The organism is Niveibacterium sp. 24ML, assembly GCF_026586805.1.
Taxonomy (GTDB): Bacteria; Pseudomonadota; Gammaproteobacteria; order Burkholderiales; family Rhodocyclaceae; genus Niveibacterium.
The window spans coordinates 47,460-64,007 of record NZ_JAPFHA010000011.1 but is presented as its reverse complement, the minus strand read 5'-3'; the positions used below and the strand labels follow the sequence as shown (position 1 = coordinate 64,007).

At 60.9% G+C, this 16,548-nt stretch carries 17 protein-coding genes; 3 read left to right on the top strand and 14 right to left on the bottom strand.

Annotated features, from left to right (window positions below; all coding sequences use genetic code 11):
* Window positions 1-17: 17 nt before the first annotated feature.
* The 4 genes from moaE to mobB are packed head-to-tail and all read right to left on the bottom strand — an operon-like array spanning window position 18 to window position 2,431.
* Window positions 18-470: a molybdopterin synthase catalytic subunit MoaE gene (moaE, locus tag OPU71_RS11170; protein WP_267728052.1), complete on the bottom strand. Its 453-nt coding sequence runs from the start codon at window positions 468-470 to the stop codon at window positions 18-20.
* Window positions 471-479: 9 nt separating this feature from the next.
* Window positions 480-734: a molybdopterin converting factor subunit 1 gene (gene moaD / locus OPU71_RS11165; RefSeq protein WP_267728051.1), complete on the bottom strand. Its 255-nt coding sequence runs from the start codon at window positions 732-734 to the stop codon at window positions 480-482.
* Between the two features lie 3 nt (window positions 735-737).
* Window positions 738-1,940 carry a gephyrin-like molybdotransferase Glp gene (glp, locus tag OPU71_RS11160; RefSeq protein ID WP_267728050.1) on the bottom strand — a complete coding sequence of 401 codons (1,203 nt, stop codon included), beginning with the start codon at window positions 1,938-1,940 and terminating at the stop codon, window positions 738-740.
* A complete protein-coding gene (gene mobB / locus OPU71_RS11155) occupies window positions 1,937-2,431 on the bottom strand; it encodes a molybdopterin-guanine dinucleotide biosynthesis protein B (protein ID WP_267728130.1) in 495 nt (164 codons plus the stop codon). Before mobB ends, glp begins: the two co-directional genes overlap by 4 nt.
* A gap of 154 nt (window positions 2,432-2,585) precedes the next feature.
* Between mobB and OPU71_RS11150 the strand changes: the two genes are divergently transcribed.
* The gene (locus tag OPU71_RS11150; protein ID WP_267728049.1) at window positions 2,586-3,359 is read left to right on the top strand and encodes an enoyl-CoA hydratase; all 774 of its coding nucleotides are present in this window, start codon (window positions 2,586-2,588) and stop codon (window positions 3,357-3,359) included.
* 69 nt (window positions 3,360-3,428) lie between these two features.
* Window positions 3,429-4,748 carry a hypothetical protein gene (locus tag OPU71_RS11145; protein WP_267728048.1) on the top strand — a complete coding sequence of 440 codons (1,320 nt, stop codon included), beginning with the start codon at window positions 3,429-3,431 and terminating at the stop codon, window positions 4,746-4,748.
* Between the two features lie 54 nt (window positions 4,749-4,802).
* On the opposite strand, the gene rlmF is transcribed toward OPU71_RS11145, so the two are convergent.
* Window positions 4,803-5,804, bottom strand: coding sequence for a 23S rRNA (adenine(1618)-N(6))-methyltransferase RlmF (gene rlmF / locus OPU71_RS11140; protein WP_267728047.1), 1,002 nt, complete (start codon window positions 5,802-5,804; stop codon window positions 4,803-4,805).
* Window positions 5,805-6,023: 219 nt separating this feature from the next.
* On the opposite strand from rlmF, the gene rocF reads away from it, so the two are divergent.
* Window positions 6,024-6,947 carry an arginase gene (rocF, locus tag OPU71_RS11135; RefSeq protein ID WP_267728046.1) on the top strand — a complete coding sequence of 308 codons (924 nt, stop codon included), beginning with the start codon at window positions 6,024-6,026 and terminating at the stop codon, window positions 6,945-6,947.
* A 68-nt stretch (window positions 6,948-7,015) separates the two neighbouring features.
* On the opposite strand, the gene OPU71_RS11130 is transcribed toward rocF, so the two are convergent.
* From OPU71_RS11130 to OPU71_RS11090, 9 genes are all read right to left on the bottom strand, one after another.
* Window positions 7,016-8,119 (bottom strand): NDP-sugar synthase, encoded by a 1,104-nt coding sequence (locus OPU71_RS11130; protein ID WP_267728045.1) that lies wholly within the window; start codon window positions 8,117-8,119, stop codon window positions 7,016-7,018.
* Between the two features lie 94 nt (window positions 8,120-8,213).
* Window positions 8,214-8,762: a dTDP-4-dehydrorhamnose 3,5-epimerase gene (gene rfbC, locus OPU71_RS11125; RefSeq protein WP_267728044.1), complete on the bottom strand. Its 549-nt coding sequence runs from the start codon at window positions 8,760-8,762 to the stop codon at window positions 8,214-8,216.
* A complete protein-coding gene (gene rfbA, locus OPU71_RS11120) occupies window positions 8,762-9,649 on the bottom strand; it encodes a glucose-1-phosphate thymidylyltransferase RfbA (RefSeq protein WP_267728043.1) in 888 nt (295 codons plus the stop codon). Before rfbA ends, rfbC begins: the two co-directional genes overlap by 1 nt.
* A 66-nt stretch (window positions 9,650-9,715) precedes the next feature.
* Entirely contained in the window at window positions 9,716-10,606 is an 891-nt protein-coding gene (rfbD, locus tag OPU71_RS11115; protein ID WP_267728042.1) for a dTDP-4-dehydrorhamnose reductase, read from the bottom strand.
* Entirely contained in the window at window positions 10,606-11,676 is a 1,071-nt protein-coding gene (rfbB, locus tag OPU71_RS11110) for a dTDP-glucose 4,6-dehydratase (protein ID WP_267728041.1), read from the bottom strand. The genes rfbD and rfbB overlap by 1 nt, the downstream gene beginning before the upstream one ends.
* A gap of 86 nt (window positions 11,677-11,762) precedes the next feature.
* Window positions 11,763-13,214, bottom strand: coding sequence for a phosphomannomutase (locus OPU71_RS11105; protein WP_267728040.1), 1,452 nt, complete (start codon window positions 13,212-13,214; stop codon window positions 11,763-11,765).
* Between the two features lie 29 nt (window positions 13,215-13,243).
* Window positions 13,244-14,128 carry a glycosyltransferase family 2 protein gene (locus OPU71_RS11100; protein WP_267728039.1) on the bottom strand — a complete coding sequence of 295 codons (885 nt, stop codon included), beginning with the start codon at window positions 14,126-14,128 and terminating at the stop codon, window positions 13,244-13,246.
* Entirely contained in the window at window positions 14,125-15,213 is a 1,089-nt protein-coding gene (locus tag OPU71_RS11095) for a glycosyltransferase family 4 protein (protein WP_267728038.1), read from the bottom strand. The genes OPU71_RS11100 and OPU71_RS11095 overlap by 4 nt, the downstream gene beginning before the upstream one ends.
* 5 nt (window positions 15,214-15,218) lie before the next feature.
* Complete coding sequence (locus OPU71_RS11090) at window positions 15,219-16,547, bottom strand: O-antigen polymerase (protein ID WP_267728037.1); 1,329 nt, start codon at window positions 16,545-16,547, stop codon at window positions 15,219-15,221.
* Window position 16,548 lies beyond the last annotated feature (1 nt).

The window sequence follows — 16,548 nt, the reverse complement described above, 5'->3', positions numbered from 1 at the left end:
CAGCACGGCCTTGAATCTCAGGCGGAGGAATCCCAACGGCTGGCAGCGGTCTCGTCGGTCTCGCGGGCGTCAACCCAGCGCGCGCCGCTGGGGGTTTCTTCCTTCTTCCAGAACGGCGCGCGCGTCTTCAGGTAGTCCATGATGAACTCGCAGGCCGCGAAGGCCTCGCCCCGGTGGCTTGATGCAACCCCTACAAACACGATCTGTTCCCCCGGCAAGAGGCGCCCAACGCGGTGGATGATGCGCACCGCGGCGATCTTCCAGCGGGCGTGCGCCTCGGCTTCGATCTGCCCGAGGGCGCGCTCAGTCATGCCGGGGTAGTGTTCCAGCGTCATGGCGCTGACGCCATCACTCGCGCCCCGCACCAGCCCGACGAAGCTGGCCACCGCGCCGCAATCACTGCGGCCCTGCGTGAGTGCGGCGGTTTCACGCGCGAGGTCGAAGTCTTCGGTTTGTACGGATACGCTCATGGGCCGCCCTCAACCGCCGGTCACCGGCGGGAAGAACGCAAGTTCATCGCCATCTCGCAACACGTGCGATGCCGGCACCATGTCCTGATTCACTGCGGCCCGCACCGCGCGCCCCGGCCCAAGGGCGGCCCAATCCCCGCCACGCGCGGCCAGCGCCTCGCGTACAGCCCCAACGCTGGAACCTGCGGGTGCCAGATCGACGCTGATTTCGCCAACCCCAAGCGCTTCACGCAAGGAGGCAAAGAAAAGCACTTTCACGCTCATGACTCAGGTTAGCTCCTGCACGCTCAAGAATTGCACCTCATCACCGATCGCCACGGTCTGCGACGGCGCCAACACCACCAGGCCGTGGGCCCAGGCGCAGGAGGTCAGCACGCCGGAGCCTTGCTTCGGAAAAAGAACTGCCCGCCCGGCTTCGTCGATCTGCGCACGCAGAAACTCGCGGCGATCATCGGCGCGCGGCCATTCAAAACCGGCCTTGACCCGGCGCGGCGGCATGTTTGCGCCCCGCCGCCCCTGACGTTTGCGCAGAAACGGTTGCACCAGCGTCAGAAAGGTCACATAGGCCGAAACCGGATTGCCCGGCAAGCCGATGAAGTCCGCCTCGCCAACCCGGCCAAAGGCCAACGGCTTGCCCGGCTTGATCGCGATCTTCCAGAGTGACAACGCGCCTTCGGCCTCGACCGCCGCTTTGACATGGTCTTCCTCACCGACCGACACGCCGCCGCAGGTGATCACCACGTCGTGGCCCGCTGCCGCGCTGCGCAAGGCTTCGCGGGTTTTCGCGGCATCGTCGCGGACGATGCCCAGGTCCGTGACCTGGCATCCGAGTTGATCGAGCAAGGCGCGCAGGACGTAGCGATTCGAGTTGTAGATCGCGCCCGCGGGCAAAGCCTCGCCCGGTTCGCGCAGCTCGTCACCCGTGAAGAACACCGCCACCCGCAGGGGCCGGTGCACCAGAAGCTGCGTGGCGCCAACTGATGCGGCAAGCCCGATGTGCGCCGCACCCAACTGCCGGCCCGCCTCGATCACGACCGCGCCTTGCAAAATGTCTTCGCCCGCGCGGCGGATGTTCTGACCGAGCCGTGGCAACTCATCGACCCACACGCCATCGCCGTCCGCGCGGCAACGCTCCTGCATCACCACCGCATCGGCGCCGGGCGGGATGGGCGCGCCAGTGAAAATGCGTGCGGCCGTTCCCGCCTGCAAGGCGGACCCGGTGGCACCGGCAGCAATGCGCTGCGCCACCTGCAGGCGCGTGCCCGCTGCCGCCACATCGGCACAACGCAGCGCGTAGCCATCCATGGCCGAATTGTCGTGCGGCGGCACCGCGCAATCGGAAAGCAGCGGCGCGGCCAGGATCCGGCCCTGCGCCTGGAGCAAACCCACCATTTCGGTCTTGCCCTGCACCCGTGCGGCGTCAAGCAAACGTGTAAGCGCCGCTTCGTAACTAAGCAAGGGGTGTTTCATGACAGGCCCACCGTTTCGAGTATGAAGTTCGCAATCGCCGCCGGGTCGTTCAGGTCGAGCAGCGGCACGGGCACATCAAGTTTGACGTCGCTTGCAACAGCGATCACGTTCGGGAAGCGTGCGTGCAGCAGTTCGTGGCCGGCTGCGGGCCGGTAGACCTCGATTTTCGGAATCGGCGTGCCGCGAAAGCCCTCCACCAACACCAGATCCACCGCCGCAAGCCGCGCAAGCTGCTCGTCCAGCGTCGGTTCGGGTTCATCGCAGAGCTCGTGCATCAGCGCCCAGCGCTGCCCGCCGGCCAGCAGCACTTCACTGGCACCGGCTGCGCGAAAGCGGAACGAGTCCTTGCCCGGCTTATCGATATCGAAGCCGTGGTGAGTGTGCTTGATCAGTGATACGCGCAAGCCGCGCGCGCGGATCAAGGGAATCAGCGCTTCGATCAGCGTGGTCTTGCCTGAGCCGGAATAGCCGGCGAAACCGAATACCTTCATTGAAACCACACGCAACTGGAAAGCCGGCAAGGATCGCAGATGCCTGTTGTAAATGCCAAGCGTGCGAATCAAGGCAATCACCACGCACAGCTGCCGTGGCCAGCCAAGTCACTATACTGCGGCGTATGGAGACAGAACCATCAGGGAGCACACAATGGACACAGCAGCGCTGATCACCAGCGAGACCCAGGACCGCGTCTGCATCATCCGGATCAATCGCCCGGAAAAGAAGAATGCCTTGACGGCCGAAATGTACGAGGCACTGATTGCGGCATTCACGCAGGCCGAAGCCGACCCGCAGATTCGCGCAATGCTGATCACCGGCAGCGAGATCGCGTTCAGTGCCGGCAATGACATTGCCGACTTCATGGCCAACCCGCCGCTGGACGACAGCGCACCGGTCATGCGTTTGCTGCGCCTGCTCACCGAGCTGCGCAAACCGATGGTGGCTGCCGTGTGCGGGCCCGCCGTCGGGATCGGCACGACGCTTCTGCTCCACTGCGATCTGGTGGCCTGCGGCGAGCAGACGAGCTTTGCGGTGCCCTTTGTCAGCCTTGGCCTCTGCGCCGAGGGCGGCTCAAGCTTGTTGCTGGCACAGCGTGTGGGTGCCGCGCGCGCAAACGAGTGGCTGCTGCTGGGTGAGCCCTTCGACGCCCATACTGCCGCCGGCGCCGGCCTCGTGAACATCGTGTTGCCCAACGGGAAGGTCTTCGACCACGCCCTGGCCTGGGCCCACAAGCTTGCCAGCAAGCCGCCGCAAGCCTTGCTGGGTACCCGCGAACTGATTCGCCGCGCAAGCCAGAGCGCCGCACGCAGCACGATCGCCGCCGAGGCCGCACTCTTCAAGCAACTGCTCAAGTCAGAGGAAGCTGGCGAAGCATTCGCGGCCTTTGTTGAAAAGCGCAAACCGGATTTCTCCCGCTTCTGACTGGCGCGGGGCGGCTTGATCGGCTGCAAATCGGCCCCATCGTCATGAGACCGCAGAATAGGACGCCACATGACTGAATGCACCGAAGCCCAGCTCAAGGCACAAGGATCGCTCGCCGCATGGCTGAACCAGCGATGCGCGTGCGTGACGCTCGACCACGAGCGCTTGAAGCGCGAGTTGCGCGGTGATCCACTCGATGGCGCCTTGTTGGCAATGATCGAAGAAGCGCGCCTGCATCTGTTCTCGGACACCACCGTCTACGTGGCTGCGCACGACCTGGCACGCATGGCCGATTTCATTGCTGCCCATGAACGCATCGTTGCACTGCCCGGCTGGCAGGCCACAGCGCTGAACGGCACCTTGCCGAGCAACCAGATCGAGAGCCCTGCACGGGGCGTTTTCATGGGCTACGACTTCCACCTTGGCGAGGACGGCCCCCAGCTCATCGAAATCAACACCAACGCAGGCGGCGGTCTGCTCAACGCAGTGCTCGCCCGCGCCCAGCATGCCTGCTGCAACGCTGCCGACACCGCTGGCCGCGATGACGCCATCGAAACAGGCTTCGTTGCGATGTTCCGCAAGGAATGGGCCGCCGCACGAGGCGATGCGCCGCTCCGCCACATTGCCATCGTTGACGAGAACCCGGGCGAACAGTACTTGCTGCCCGAGTTCCTGCTCTTCCAGCGCCTGTTTGAACGGCACGGCATTCGCGCCAGCATCTGCGACCCACGCGATCTGCGCCACGAAAATGACCAGCTTTGGCTGGCGGATGCGGTGGTGGACCTCGTCTACAACCGCAGCACGGACTTCGCCTTTGAATCCGCAGCCAGCCATGCGCTGCTGCACGCATGGTTGAACGCCACGGCCGTCATCACGCCCCACCCGCGCGCACATGCCTTGTATGCCGACAAGCGCCACCTTGCGCGGCTGGGCGATACCGGGTACTTGCGGCGAATCGGCGCTGCCGAAGCCGATATCGCGCTGTGCCAGCGCGTGGTGCCGGAAACCCGGATCGTTAACGCAGACGATGCGGACGCGCTCTGGCAGGATCGCCGCCAGTGGTTTTTCAAGCCGGCAGCCGGTTTCGGCAGCAAAGCAACTTACCGCGGCGACAAACTGACGCGCCGCGTTTTCGAGGAAATCATCGCCGGCGACTATGTCGCGCAACGCCTCGTGGCGCCCGCGGCGCGGATCCGAAACCTCGACGGCGCCTCGGTCGAGCTCAAGAGCGATCTGCGCGCCTACGCCTACGCCGGTCAGGTGCAATTGTTCGCGGCTCGCCTCTACCGCGGCCAGACCACCAACTTCCGCACGCCCGGTGGCGGTTTCGCTGCGGTGGCGAGCATTGCCGCCCCCCGGCCGGCGGCTGAGGCAGACCGCAAGGTCTGAGTCGGCGCGCTGCCAAGCCGTGCGCGAACGCCGCACCGCCGGCGGCTACGGTGATCAGTCCTCGCGGCGCTCACCGTTGCGCCAGGCGCGCCGGCCCTCTGCATCGAAGAAGGTCCAGGCCACGAAGCGGCTCTTCTTTTGCCCTTGCGCCATCTCGACCGTGCGGTAGTCAGCTACCCGCGCCCGATCAAGGGCACGGTAGATCGCTGGCAGGTTGGATGACTTGGACACCAGCGTCGTGAACCAGAGGCAGCGGAAGCGGTAGTCCGCACTTTGCGCCACCATGCGGCGCACAATCCCCGATTCGCCGCCATGACAGTACAGCTCGCCCGCCTGCCCGCTGAAGTTGAGCACTGGCGCGGCGCCCTCGTCGCCCGCCCGCCCGAGGTTCTTCCACTTGCGGGTGGAGCCCGCGCGCGCCTCCGCTGGCGAGGCATGAAACGGCGGATTGCAGACCACCAGCTCGAACCAGTCGCGGTGCCCGAGCACATTCCTGAACAAGACTGAATCGAAGGGCTGAAGGCGCAGTTCGATCGCATCGCCAAAGCCCGGGTTGGCATCGAGCGTCTGCTGCGCGCAGGCCAGCGCATCGCGGTCGATGTCGCTGCCCACGAAGCGCCAGCCAAATTCGGCGTGCCCGATCAGCGGATAGATGCAGTTGGCGCCGACCCCCAGATCGAGCACGCTGATCATGTCGCCGCAAGGGATGACGCCATCATTGCATTCGGCCAGCAGTTCGGCGGCATGCAACAGATAGTCAGCGCGTCCGGGAATCGGCGGACAAAGGTACTGCGGCGGCAGCACCCAGCCGGTGATACCGTAGCTTTGCTTGAGCAAGGCACGATTGAGCGCCCGCACGGCATCCGGATCTGCGAAATCGATCGACGCGTCGCCGAACGCGTTGATTTCAACGAAATCGCCCAGCGGCGGATGCTGCGCAATCAACTGATCAAAGTCGTAGCGGGAACGGTGGGGGTTGGCCGGATGCAGGCCTGGCTTCGGCGAGGCACTTGGCACCGGGTTGTCGGCCCCTCGGCCGTGCGGTTGTTTTGACATGAGCTTCGATCTGCCCAAGGGGCAATGAATGTGATGAGGCAAGGCCGCATGGTAAACCCGAGCGGCCAACTCACGCCTGCGCCGTGTTCAGCGCCGCACCGACGAACCGTTGCCCGCTGCAGCGCGTCGCACATGCGTGCCATTGCGTCGCACGTGCGATTGCGCCGGAAAGCATTTATGCGGTGAAATCGCGCGTTACCCACCCTCACCGGCCCCGACATGAACAATCGCATCAGTCTGATTGGCGCACCCACCGATATCGGCGCAGGAAGCCGCGGCGCTTCGATGGGCCCAGAGGCCATGCGGGTCGCCGACATCGGCCCGATGCTGCAGCGCCACGACCTGGATGTGGAGGACTGCGGCAACATCGCCGGACCGAAGAACCCCTGGCTGCCGCCGGTCGATGGCTACCGCCACCTCGCCGAAGTGGTGGCCTGGAATCGCGCCGTGCATGAGGCGATTTATGCCGAACTGGTGCGGGGGCGGCTGCCGATCATGCTCGGCGGCGATCATTGCCTTGCAATCGGTTCGATCAGCGCGATCGCACGGCGCTGCCGCGAAACCGGCCGCAAGCTGCGCATTCTGTGGCTGGACGCCCATGCCGACTTCAACACCAGTGAAATCACGCCCAGCGGCAACATCCACGGCATGCCGGTCGCGTGCCTGTGCGGGCTGGGGCCGCAGTCGCTGATCGAAATCGGCGGCCACACACCGGCAATTGACCCCGAGTGGATCCGCCAGATCGGCATCCGCAGCGTCGATGAAGGCGAAAAGCGTCTGGTGCACACGAAAAACCTTGAGGTGTTCGACATGCGCTTCATCGATGAAGCCGGCATGCGCGCCGCGATGGAGCTGGCCCTCGACGACATGGACCCGGACACCCACCTGCATGTGAGCTTCGACGTCGACTTCCTGGACCCCGAGATTGCGCCCGGTGTTGGCACCACGGTGCGTGGCGGCCCCACCTACCGTGAAGCGCAACTGTGCATGGAGATGATTGCCGACACCGGCATGCTCAGCTCGCTCGACGTGGTCGAACTCAACCCCGCGCTGGACCACCAGAATCAGACCGCGCTGCTGGCCGTCGACCTGATCGAAAGCCTGTTTGGCAAATCGACGCTGATGCGCAAGCCGCGTCGCTGACGACCAGCCATCCAAACAAAAAAACGCCGGCGATTGCCGGCGTTTTCTTTCGGTGACGACACATCTGCTCAGGCGCGCGCATCGCCCCAGCGCAAGGGGCAGCGATCATCACCCACGTACATGGTCTCGCCCTTGCGATCAACGCAGTACTGCGGCGAGGCGATCATCTCGTCGAACACCATGTCTTCGCCCAGGCGGGTGTAGTCGAACAACACGCTGCGGATTACCTTGGCGCCGTGTCGCAGGTGGCAGCCATGATCGATCCAGGCCGGCCCGATCACGCTGCAACCCGGCTCGATCCGAACACCGGAGCCGATATACACCGGCCCAACAATCTGCACGCTGTCCCATGCGATCGAGGTGTTCAGGCCCACCCACACGCCCGGCGCGACTTCCTTGCCCGGCATGTCCATCTGCGCGATCTCGCCACGCAGCACGCGCATGAGCACCGAGTAGTAATCGGATACGCGGCCGATGTCGATCCAGTTGAAAAAGCGCTTCTGGGCGTAGAAGGGCAAGCCTTTCTCAACCAGCAAGGGGAACAGTTGGCTACCGATGTCGAACTCGGTATCCGGCGGAATCAGGTCGAGCACTTCCGGCTCGAAGATGTAGATGCCGGTCGAGGCCGCGGTCGACTTGGCGTCTTCCGGTTTCGGCTTCTCCTGGAAGGAGGTGATGCGCCCGGTTTCATCCGACACCACGATGCCGTAGTTCTTGGTCTCTTCGCGCGGGACGTCCAGCGTCACCACGCTGGCGATGGCGCCTTTGGTCTTGTGTTCGAAGATCGCCGCCTTCAGATCCAGATCGATGATCGCGTCGCCACACAACACGACGAAGGTATCGTCGAAGAACCCGCCAAAGTCCTGAATCTTGCGCATACCGCCGGCCGAGCCGACCGGCTTGCAAACCACTTCGCCGTTCTCGCGCACGCCTTCATACGAATAGCCCAGCTCTACCCCGAAGCGGCGGCCGTCGCCAAAATAATTCTCGATCTTCCAGTGCATGAAGGCCACGTTCACCATGATCTCCTTCACGCCGTAAGCGGCAAGGTGGTCGATCAGGTACTCCATCACCGGCTTGCCCAGAATCGGCACCATCGGCTTGGGTGTGTGCTTGGTCAAAGGTCTTACGCGCGTGCCCTGCCCGGCTGCAAGGATCAAAGCCTTGGCCATATTGGTCTCCCGAACGGATGATTCGTGAAGGCTAGCCGGCGCCCCCGACGCCGACTTGCCTCAACGCAGAACAATGGAATATTCAACTCGCCAATCAGGCGAAGGCGTCACAGTCCGCGAAGGCTTTGCCCTGCTGGTCCTTGGCTGAAAGCGAAGGAACGATATCCCCCAGCGGCCAGGCAACACCAACGGTGGGGTCATCCCATTTGAGCGCCCGTTCATGGGCCGGCGCGTAGTAGTCCGTCGTCTTGTACAAGAAGTCGGCACTTTCGGAGAGCACGACAAAGCCATGCGCAAAGCCTGCCGGCACCCAGAGCTGGCGGTTGTTCTCTTCGCTTAGCTCGACCCCCACCCACTTGCCGAAGTTCGGCGAGCTGCGGCGCATATCCACCGCCACGTCGAACACGCTGCCGCGTGCCACCCGTACCAGCTTGCCTTGCGGCTGCTGCAACTGGTAGTGCAGGCCACGCAGAACACCGCGGCTGGAACGCGAGTGGTTGTCTTGCACAAACTGAACATCCAGCCCGGTCGCCTCACGGAAGGTATTGGCGTTGAAGCTCTCCATGAAGAAGCCGCGTGTGTCGCCAAATACCTTGGGCTCAAGGATCAGAACTTCGGGCAAAGCCGTCGCTGTTACCTTCATCAGAACACCTTGTCTTCGAGAATGCGGGTGAGGTACTGGCCGTAACCGCTCTTGGCCAGCGGCTTTGCCAGTGCAGCCAGTTGCTGGTCGTCGATCCACTTCTGGCGCCAGACGATTTCTTCCGGGCAGCAAATCTTCAGGCCCTGCCGCTTTTCAAGCGTCTGGATGAACTGGCCAGCTTCGATCAGCGAATCGTGGGTGCCGGTATCCAGCCAGGCATCGCCACGGCCCATGACCTGCACATCCATCTGGTCGCGCTCAAGGTAGATCCGGTTCAGATCGGTGATTTCCAGCTCGCCGCGCGGCGACGGCTTGAGGTTGCGCGCAAACTCCACCACTTGCTGGTCATAGAAGTACAAACCGGTCACCGCATAACGGCTCTTGGGCGCCTTGGGCTTTTCTTCCAGGCTGATCGCATGGCCGGCGGCATCGAACTCCACCACCCCGTAGCGCTCTGGATCGGTCACCGGGTACGCAAACACGGTCGCCCCCTCGGTGCGTGCATCCGCCGCAACCAAGCGGCGTTGCAGATCGTGTCCGTAGAAAATGTTGTCGCCCAGCACCAGGGCCGACGGCGAATCGCCGACGAAATCGGCCCCGATGATGAAGGCCTGCGCCAGCCCGTCCGGGCTGGGCTGCACCGCGTAAGTGATATCGATGCCCCACTGGTGACCATTGCCCAGCAACTGCTCGAAGCGTGGCGTGTCTTGCGGGGTAGAGATGATCAGCACCTCGCGGATGCCGGCCAGCAGCAAAGCGCAGAGCGGGTAGTAAATCATCGGCTTGTCGTACACCGGCATGAGCTGTTTGCTCACCGCCAGCGTCACCGGATGCAAACGGGTGCCCGAGCCACCGGCCAGGATGATGCCTTTGCGTTGTTGAGTCATGGAGCCGTCCTATTTTTTTGAAGTACGCGCAAAAAGCTCGGGCTTGGTGGCCCGAGTCTTGATTGATTACTCGCCCAGAATCTCAGTCAGCATCCGCTCTACGCCCGACTGCCACTGCGGAATCACAAGATTGAAGGTGTCTTGCAGCTTCGTCGTCGCAAGCCGCGAATTCAACGGCCGCTTCGCCGGCGTCGGGAAGTTGGTGGTCGGCACAGGCGCGACCTCTTGTACCGCAAGCACCTCACCCGCTTTGCGCGCAAAGTCGATCACGAAACTGGCGTAGCCGTGCCAAGACGTTTCACCGCCGGCCACTAGGTGGTAAAGCCCGGACAAGTCCGGCCTGGCCCTTACGGTACGGATCGCGTGCGCAGTGATGTCGGCCAGCAGATCAGCGCCGGTCGGAGCCCCGATCTGGTCGTCGATGATTGTCAGGCGATCGCGTTCGCGTGCCAGCTTCAGCATCGTCTTCGCAAAATTGCCACCGCGTGCCGCATAGACCCAGCTGGTGCGGAAGATCAGATGCTTGCAACCACTTTGCTGGATCAACTGCTCGCCTTCGAGCTTGGTTGCCCCGTACACACTCAGCGGCCCAACCGTATCCGCTTCGCTGCGCGGTGCGTCACCGCTGCCGTCGAACACATAGTCGGTTGAGTAATGCACCAGCAAGGCACCGCTGCTTGCAGCCTCGCGGGCCAAAACGGCCGGTGCCAGTGCATTGATCGTGCGCGCCAGTTCCGGCTCGCTCTCTGCCTTATCCACTGCAGTATGCGCAGCGGCATTGACGATCACGTCCGGGCCGACGCGGCGAACGGTGTCCGCCAGGCCATCCAGATTCGTGAAGTCGCCGCAGTAGTCGGTCGAATCAAAATCAACCGCCACCAATTCGCCGATAGGTGCGAGGGCGCGCTGAAGCTCCCAGCCGACCTGCCCGCCCTTACCCAGTAGCAGGATCTTCATCACGCCACCACGCGATCGCCGTAATTCTTGGCGACCCAGTCACGGTAAGCACCGCTCAGCACGTTTTGCACCCAGGGCTGGTTGTCCAGGTACCACTGCACCGTCTTGCGAATGCCGGTTTCGAAGGTCTCGGCAGGCTTCCAGCCAAGCTCACGTTCGATCTTGCGGGCGTCGATGGCGTAACGGCGGTCATGGCCCGGGCGGTCAGTCACGTAGGTGATCAGGCGGGCATAGCTGCCTTCCGGGCTGGGTTTGAGTTCGTCGAGCAGCGCGATGATGGTCTTGACGATGTCGATGTTCGGCTTTTCGTTCCAGCCGCCCACGTTGTAGACCTCGCCAACCTTGCCCTTGGCGAGAATCGTGCGGATTGCGCTGCAATGGTCGGTCACGTACAGCCAGTCGCGAATCTGCTGGCCGTCGCCGTAAATCGGCAGCGGCTTGCCTGCCAGCGCGTTGGCGATCATCAGCGGGATCAGCTTTTCGGGGAAGTGATACGGGCCGTAGTTGTTCGAGCAATTGCTGGTCGTGACCGGCAGGCCGTAGGTGTGGTGCCACGCGCGTACCAGGTGGTCGCTGGCGGCCTTGCTCGCCGAATACGGGCTGTTGGGCTCGTAGGTGTTGGTCTCGGTGAAGGGCGGATCATTCGGGCCAAGTGAGCCGTACACTTCATCGGTCGACACATGGTGGAAGCGGAAGCCCGACTTCGCCTCGCCCTCCAGCCCGTTCCAGTAGGCGCGCGCCGCTTCGAGCAAGGTAAAGGTGCCTTCGACGTTGGTGCGGACAAATTCACCCGGGCCGTGGATCGAACGGTCGACATGCGACTCGGCCGCAAAGTGAACAATGGCCCGCGGCTTGTGCGTGGCGAACAGCGAGTCGATCAGCGCGCGATCACAGATGTCGCCCTGCACAAAGGTGTGGCGTGCATCACCGTCGAGCGACTTGAGCGTTTCCAGATTGCCCGCGTAGGTCAGCTTGTCGAGGTTAACCACCGGCTCGCCGGTCGTCGCGATCCAGTCCAGAACAAAGTTTCCGCCAATAAAGCCGGCGCCGCCGGTGACAAGAATAGTCATTCAAATGCTCCCAAAAATATCAAGCAAAGCCTGCACGGGCTTCCCATCAAGGCGATCACGCCGGTAGACCTCAAAGAACTGAAGAATCAAGCGTCGAGGCAGGCGTGCACGCGTCGCAGGCCTTCACGAACCAACTCCTCCGAGCGCGCCTGGCTCGCCGACTCCGCATAGCAACGAAGCTCCGGCGCGTTGCCCGATGGGCGGAAATGCACGATCTCATTGCCTTCGAGCGTGATCCGGAGGCCATCAGTCTGATCTTGCCGCAGCATCTTTCCGCACAGCCCAGAGAGCAAAGCATTCACCGCCTCTTGCGACTCCGCGAGGCCACCGATGATCTTGCGGCTCGCCTCGGTCGGGAACGACTGAATCCGATCGCTTGCCGTGAACCGGGCAGGCAAGTGCTTTGCCAGTTCCGATACCTTGATCGACTTCTCGCGTGCCATCGAAAGCAGGCACAGCATTGGCAACACGGCATCGCGGGTCATCAGGGGCGCCAGCACACGCCCGTCACGTTCGATCTGCGTGCCAACCAGGAAGCCGCCGTTGGGTTCGAAGCCCACCACACGCTCCACCCCCGATGCGATCAACTGCTCAATCCCCTCGATCACGTAGGGCGAACCAATCCGGGTACGCACCACCTTGTCGAAGGACTGACTCAACTCCACCGCGGTATTCGAACTCACCGTCGTCACCACACCCTGCGCACGCAAGTACTGTGCACAAAGAATGCCCACGATGTCGCCACGGAACCAGTTGCCGTTTTCGTCGCCAATCAAGGGACGATCGGCATCACCATCGGTCGAAAGGATTGCATCAAAACCGTGCTCCGCAGCCCACTTCTGGGCCTGCAGCACGTCTGCCTCACTCACAGCCTCGGTATCGATAGGAACGAACTTGTCGGTCCGACCAAGCGAGATCACCTTGGCGCCGAGTGCCTCAAGGATCGTAGTGAGCACCTCTCGCGCAACGCTTGAGTGCTCGTAAAAACCCAGCTTCATGCCAGCCAGGCAAGCCGCGGGGAAGAAGCTCACATAGCGGCTGACATAGGCATCAAACGCGCCACGATTCACAGCGGGCAGATCAATTGTCAAACCGCTTGCCGGAACAGCAACCTCTGCATTACTGATGCTGGCCTCATCCGCTTTGGTAATTTCGCCCTCGACGCGATAGAACTTGATGCCATTGCGGTCAAAGGGAATATGACTGCCCGTCACCATAATTCCGGGCAATCCCTTCTCCTGAGCATAAAAGGCCAACGCCGGTGTCGGAACAGCACCGCAGAAGTCCACTTCCAAGCCGGCGTATTCAATTGCAGCGCCGCATGCTGCTGAAATATCCAGGCTACTGGGCCGCATATCCATTGCCACCGCCACCGCGCCCTCTGAGGCGGAAACGGCTTGCAGAAACGCACTGGCATACGCAAAGCAGACTTCGCTGCTCATGTCGGCCACCAGTCCGCGCGTGCCGCTGGTACCAAACCGAACCCCGCTGGAGTTCATCAATTCCTGAATTGCAATCTTGCGTTCGTTGTTCTTCATTCGATCCATTCCCGATTTACGACTGGGCCTCAAGCCGTGGCTTGCGCGCGCTTTTGCGTACCGCTACCGCGTCTGATCCGGTGCGGTGACGGCGGTACAAAAAGCGGCAAGCGATGCTTCCGCCTGAAAACCCCCAAACTCTCAAGGTGCATGCGCCCGGCTTTGCTAAGTGCGCCCGACTGGCTTGCGCGCTGGTGGTCATGAATCAACACAGCACCCGGTACGCATTCCACTTTTGATCCAGACGCCCAAACCCGCGCACACAGATCAACATCCTCCATGTAGAGGAAATAGTCTTCGTCCATTCGCCCAATCGCCTCAAACAGCTCTCGGCGAATGATGAAACCCGTACCCATCACCCAATCCGCCTCGAATGGCGTGCCCGGCTTCCACGCGCTCAACATCATGTGCTGAGCGATCCGCCCCTGCAGCGGCCAATACTTCCCAAGCGGAGTACGTCGGCCAACGATATCCACAACGCTGTAGAAACGTCGTGCCGAATACTGCCGTTCGCCATTCGGGTAAGTCAGATCCAGACCAACCAGCCCGACTTCACTGTCTTTGAATCGATCCAGCGCTTTAGAAATGCTGGTATCGATAAAATAGGTATCGGGGTTCAGAACCAGCAAAAACGGCGCCGTCGCGTGAGCCGCCCCCACATTGATGCCAGACGAAAACCCACCGTTTCGCTCAGCCACCACCAGTTGAACGCCAGCTGGAAGCCCATCCCGCAAGCGAGCAGCTGAATCATCGGGCGAGGCATTCTCGACAACGATAATGTCCTCGGCGACTGAAACGCCCTTCTCTAGAATCGAACTCACGCATTTCAGGGTGAGCTCCGGCGTACGGTAGTTAACGATCAACGAATTAACACGCGGCATAGCCACCCCTTCACCAATGGTTTTCGACTTCACGCTGTCAGCGCCTGTTCAAGCTTGGGTTCAACCGCAAGGAGCGCCCGCTTCAGAATCTCGGCCGAGTTGTCCCATGTAAAGCCGGTCAGCACTCGTTCTGCCGCCTCTTTGCGCGCCGGCGAGTCCTTCAAGCCACTCGCCAGTTCACTGAATGCCAATGCCCACGACTTCTCGTCGCCCAAGCCGACAAACGAAGCCGCCTCGCCCAGAACCTCGCGATGCACAGGGATATCTGACGCGATGACCGGAACGCCGCAGGCCAAGGCCTCAAGCGGAGGAATTCCAAACCCCTCCCACTTCGACGGATAAACCAGCGCAGCACAGTTCTGATACAGAGCCTTCAGCTCGGCCCAACTCAGATAGTCGAGAAACTGCACCTTGGAAGACAAACCTCGTGCTTGCACCTCACGCTCAAGCGCAGCACGGTATTCACCGCTGCACGAGGTAACTTTCAGCACATACGTATCCGACCAAAGGTGCGCCATCCTTAGCACCTCATCCACATTCTTGTGTGAATAGCGCGCACCGACCATCAACAAGTACGGCGTAGCATTCGCTTCGCTTGACGGAGCAGGCCCAAACTCCGTTCGATCAACGCCGTTCGGCACCACGAAGATCCGATCACGCGGAAAACCATAAGTCTCCGCCACATCATTGCGCGTCGTTTCCGACACCGTGAATACGGCTTTGCAATTGCGAAGCAAGCGAGGAAGGCCGTACTTGAAGAACAAGTACTGCGGGCGGTGCTGGCTAGGGAACCGCAAACAAATCAAATCGTGAACAGTAATGATCTGATTCTTGCGTCCTGGCAAACCGTGGTGCGTTGGCGAGTAGACCAACGCGTTCTCGGGCAGGCGCAAACCGCGCATCCAGAACTGCCGACGAATGGCCGCCAGCTTTCCGCCACCAATAGCAACCGAAGCGGGAGCCCGAGCAATGATGTCTCCCGATGGCGCCACACCCTGACCAGCAAGAATAGACGTACGAAACCGATGCGAAACCGCCAATGCAGCTCGCTGAGAATAAACACCAAGCCCGGTAGGATTCGCGCCAAGCATAGACAAGTTTAAGATTAGACTATTCATCGAAATTACAAGTCCTTCGCTGTGCGATGCAGCTGCGCGGGTTTCTGTCGAGTTAATTCCCTCCTCGACAAACTTTGAGCGACCAAAAAAACGACCACAATCTCAACCAACTGGTGGAATATAATAGGCGCTGCGATTAGAGCCTGAAATCCAGACAGGGTAAACGCGCCAGCGTATAGCCCATAGAGCGCCAACCACAAATAACTCCGCCCCGATCTTGAATAAAAGAAACAAAGAACCGTCATATAGACAATCATCGGCAACCATACGCCAAACACTCCAAAATCCGAATAAAACGGAAACAGAGAGGTAGGCACATTCGCCGCACCGGAAACTGGCTCAAAACTGTCTGCCCCTTCGATCAGGGAGCCAAACCCGGGAATCCAATTCAATTTCAAGCCGAAAAACAACCAGCTGAGACTCATTGCCCCCCAAGTCTTCTTCCGGTATTTCGCTTGGTTAACGTAACGATCGAAATTTTCAAAGCTCAACGGCACATAACCGTAAGCTACGGCAAAAGCACCAGAAGGACCGGCTTCTGCAGGTTTCCAGCCGATGGCCTTTTCGTAACTAACCGAATAGGTTCCAAACCGATTGGTGCGCTGATTTCCAAGCTCGATTGCACCCAAAACAGAAGCACACCCAACGATAATCAACACAATTACATGAATACGCCTCAGTTTCCAAAGAGGTCGAACCCCATAGAGCACGGCAAGTCCCACAAAAGTCATAATTACATCAATTCTGGAAAGCCGGGTCATCGGGAGCAATATCATGCAGCCGAGCAATAGCAGATCAACGCGCCTCCGTCCGCCGAAATAACATAAATACAGTAGCAGCGCGGCGGCGGGGCCACCTCTAGCAAAGAAGCGTAGAGCCGGCGGAAACTCATTGTGCGCTCGATATAGCGCCTCGGGATCCCCAAAGAGTGGAATTAGGCTATGCGCCTGGACATAGTTGCTCGTTAGATAACCAACCAGAACAAGTACAGCCCAAATGCGAGCAGCTATTGCGAAATGCATCGATCGAACGACCGAATCTTCGGCAGCCAATCCGTTTGCAACATCAGATTTTCGCCCAATTCTCAAGGAGACGAGAACGCACAAAGGAAAGATGAGCCAAGCACCAACTGACTGCAAGAAAACCACAACGGTATCGTAGTCCCAACTATTTGACTGCAGAGCCGACAAGCGCATGCTCGCGAGCCACATCGGCACAAAGAAGGATGCGACCAAGATAATGACGGGATTCAAAATCCGCCTAGTCAACACAAACGACCCTGCAGCCGATGCAAAGAGCACGAAAAAAACAAAAACATTCAGCAAAGCGTCCACT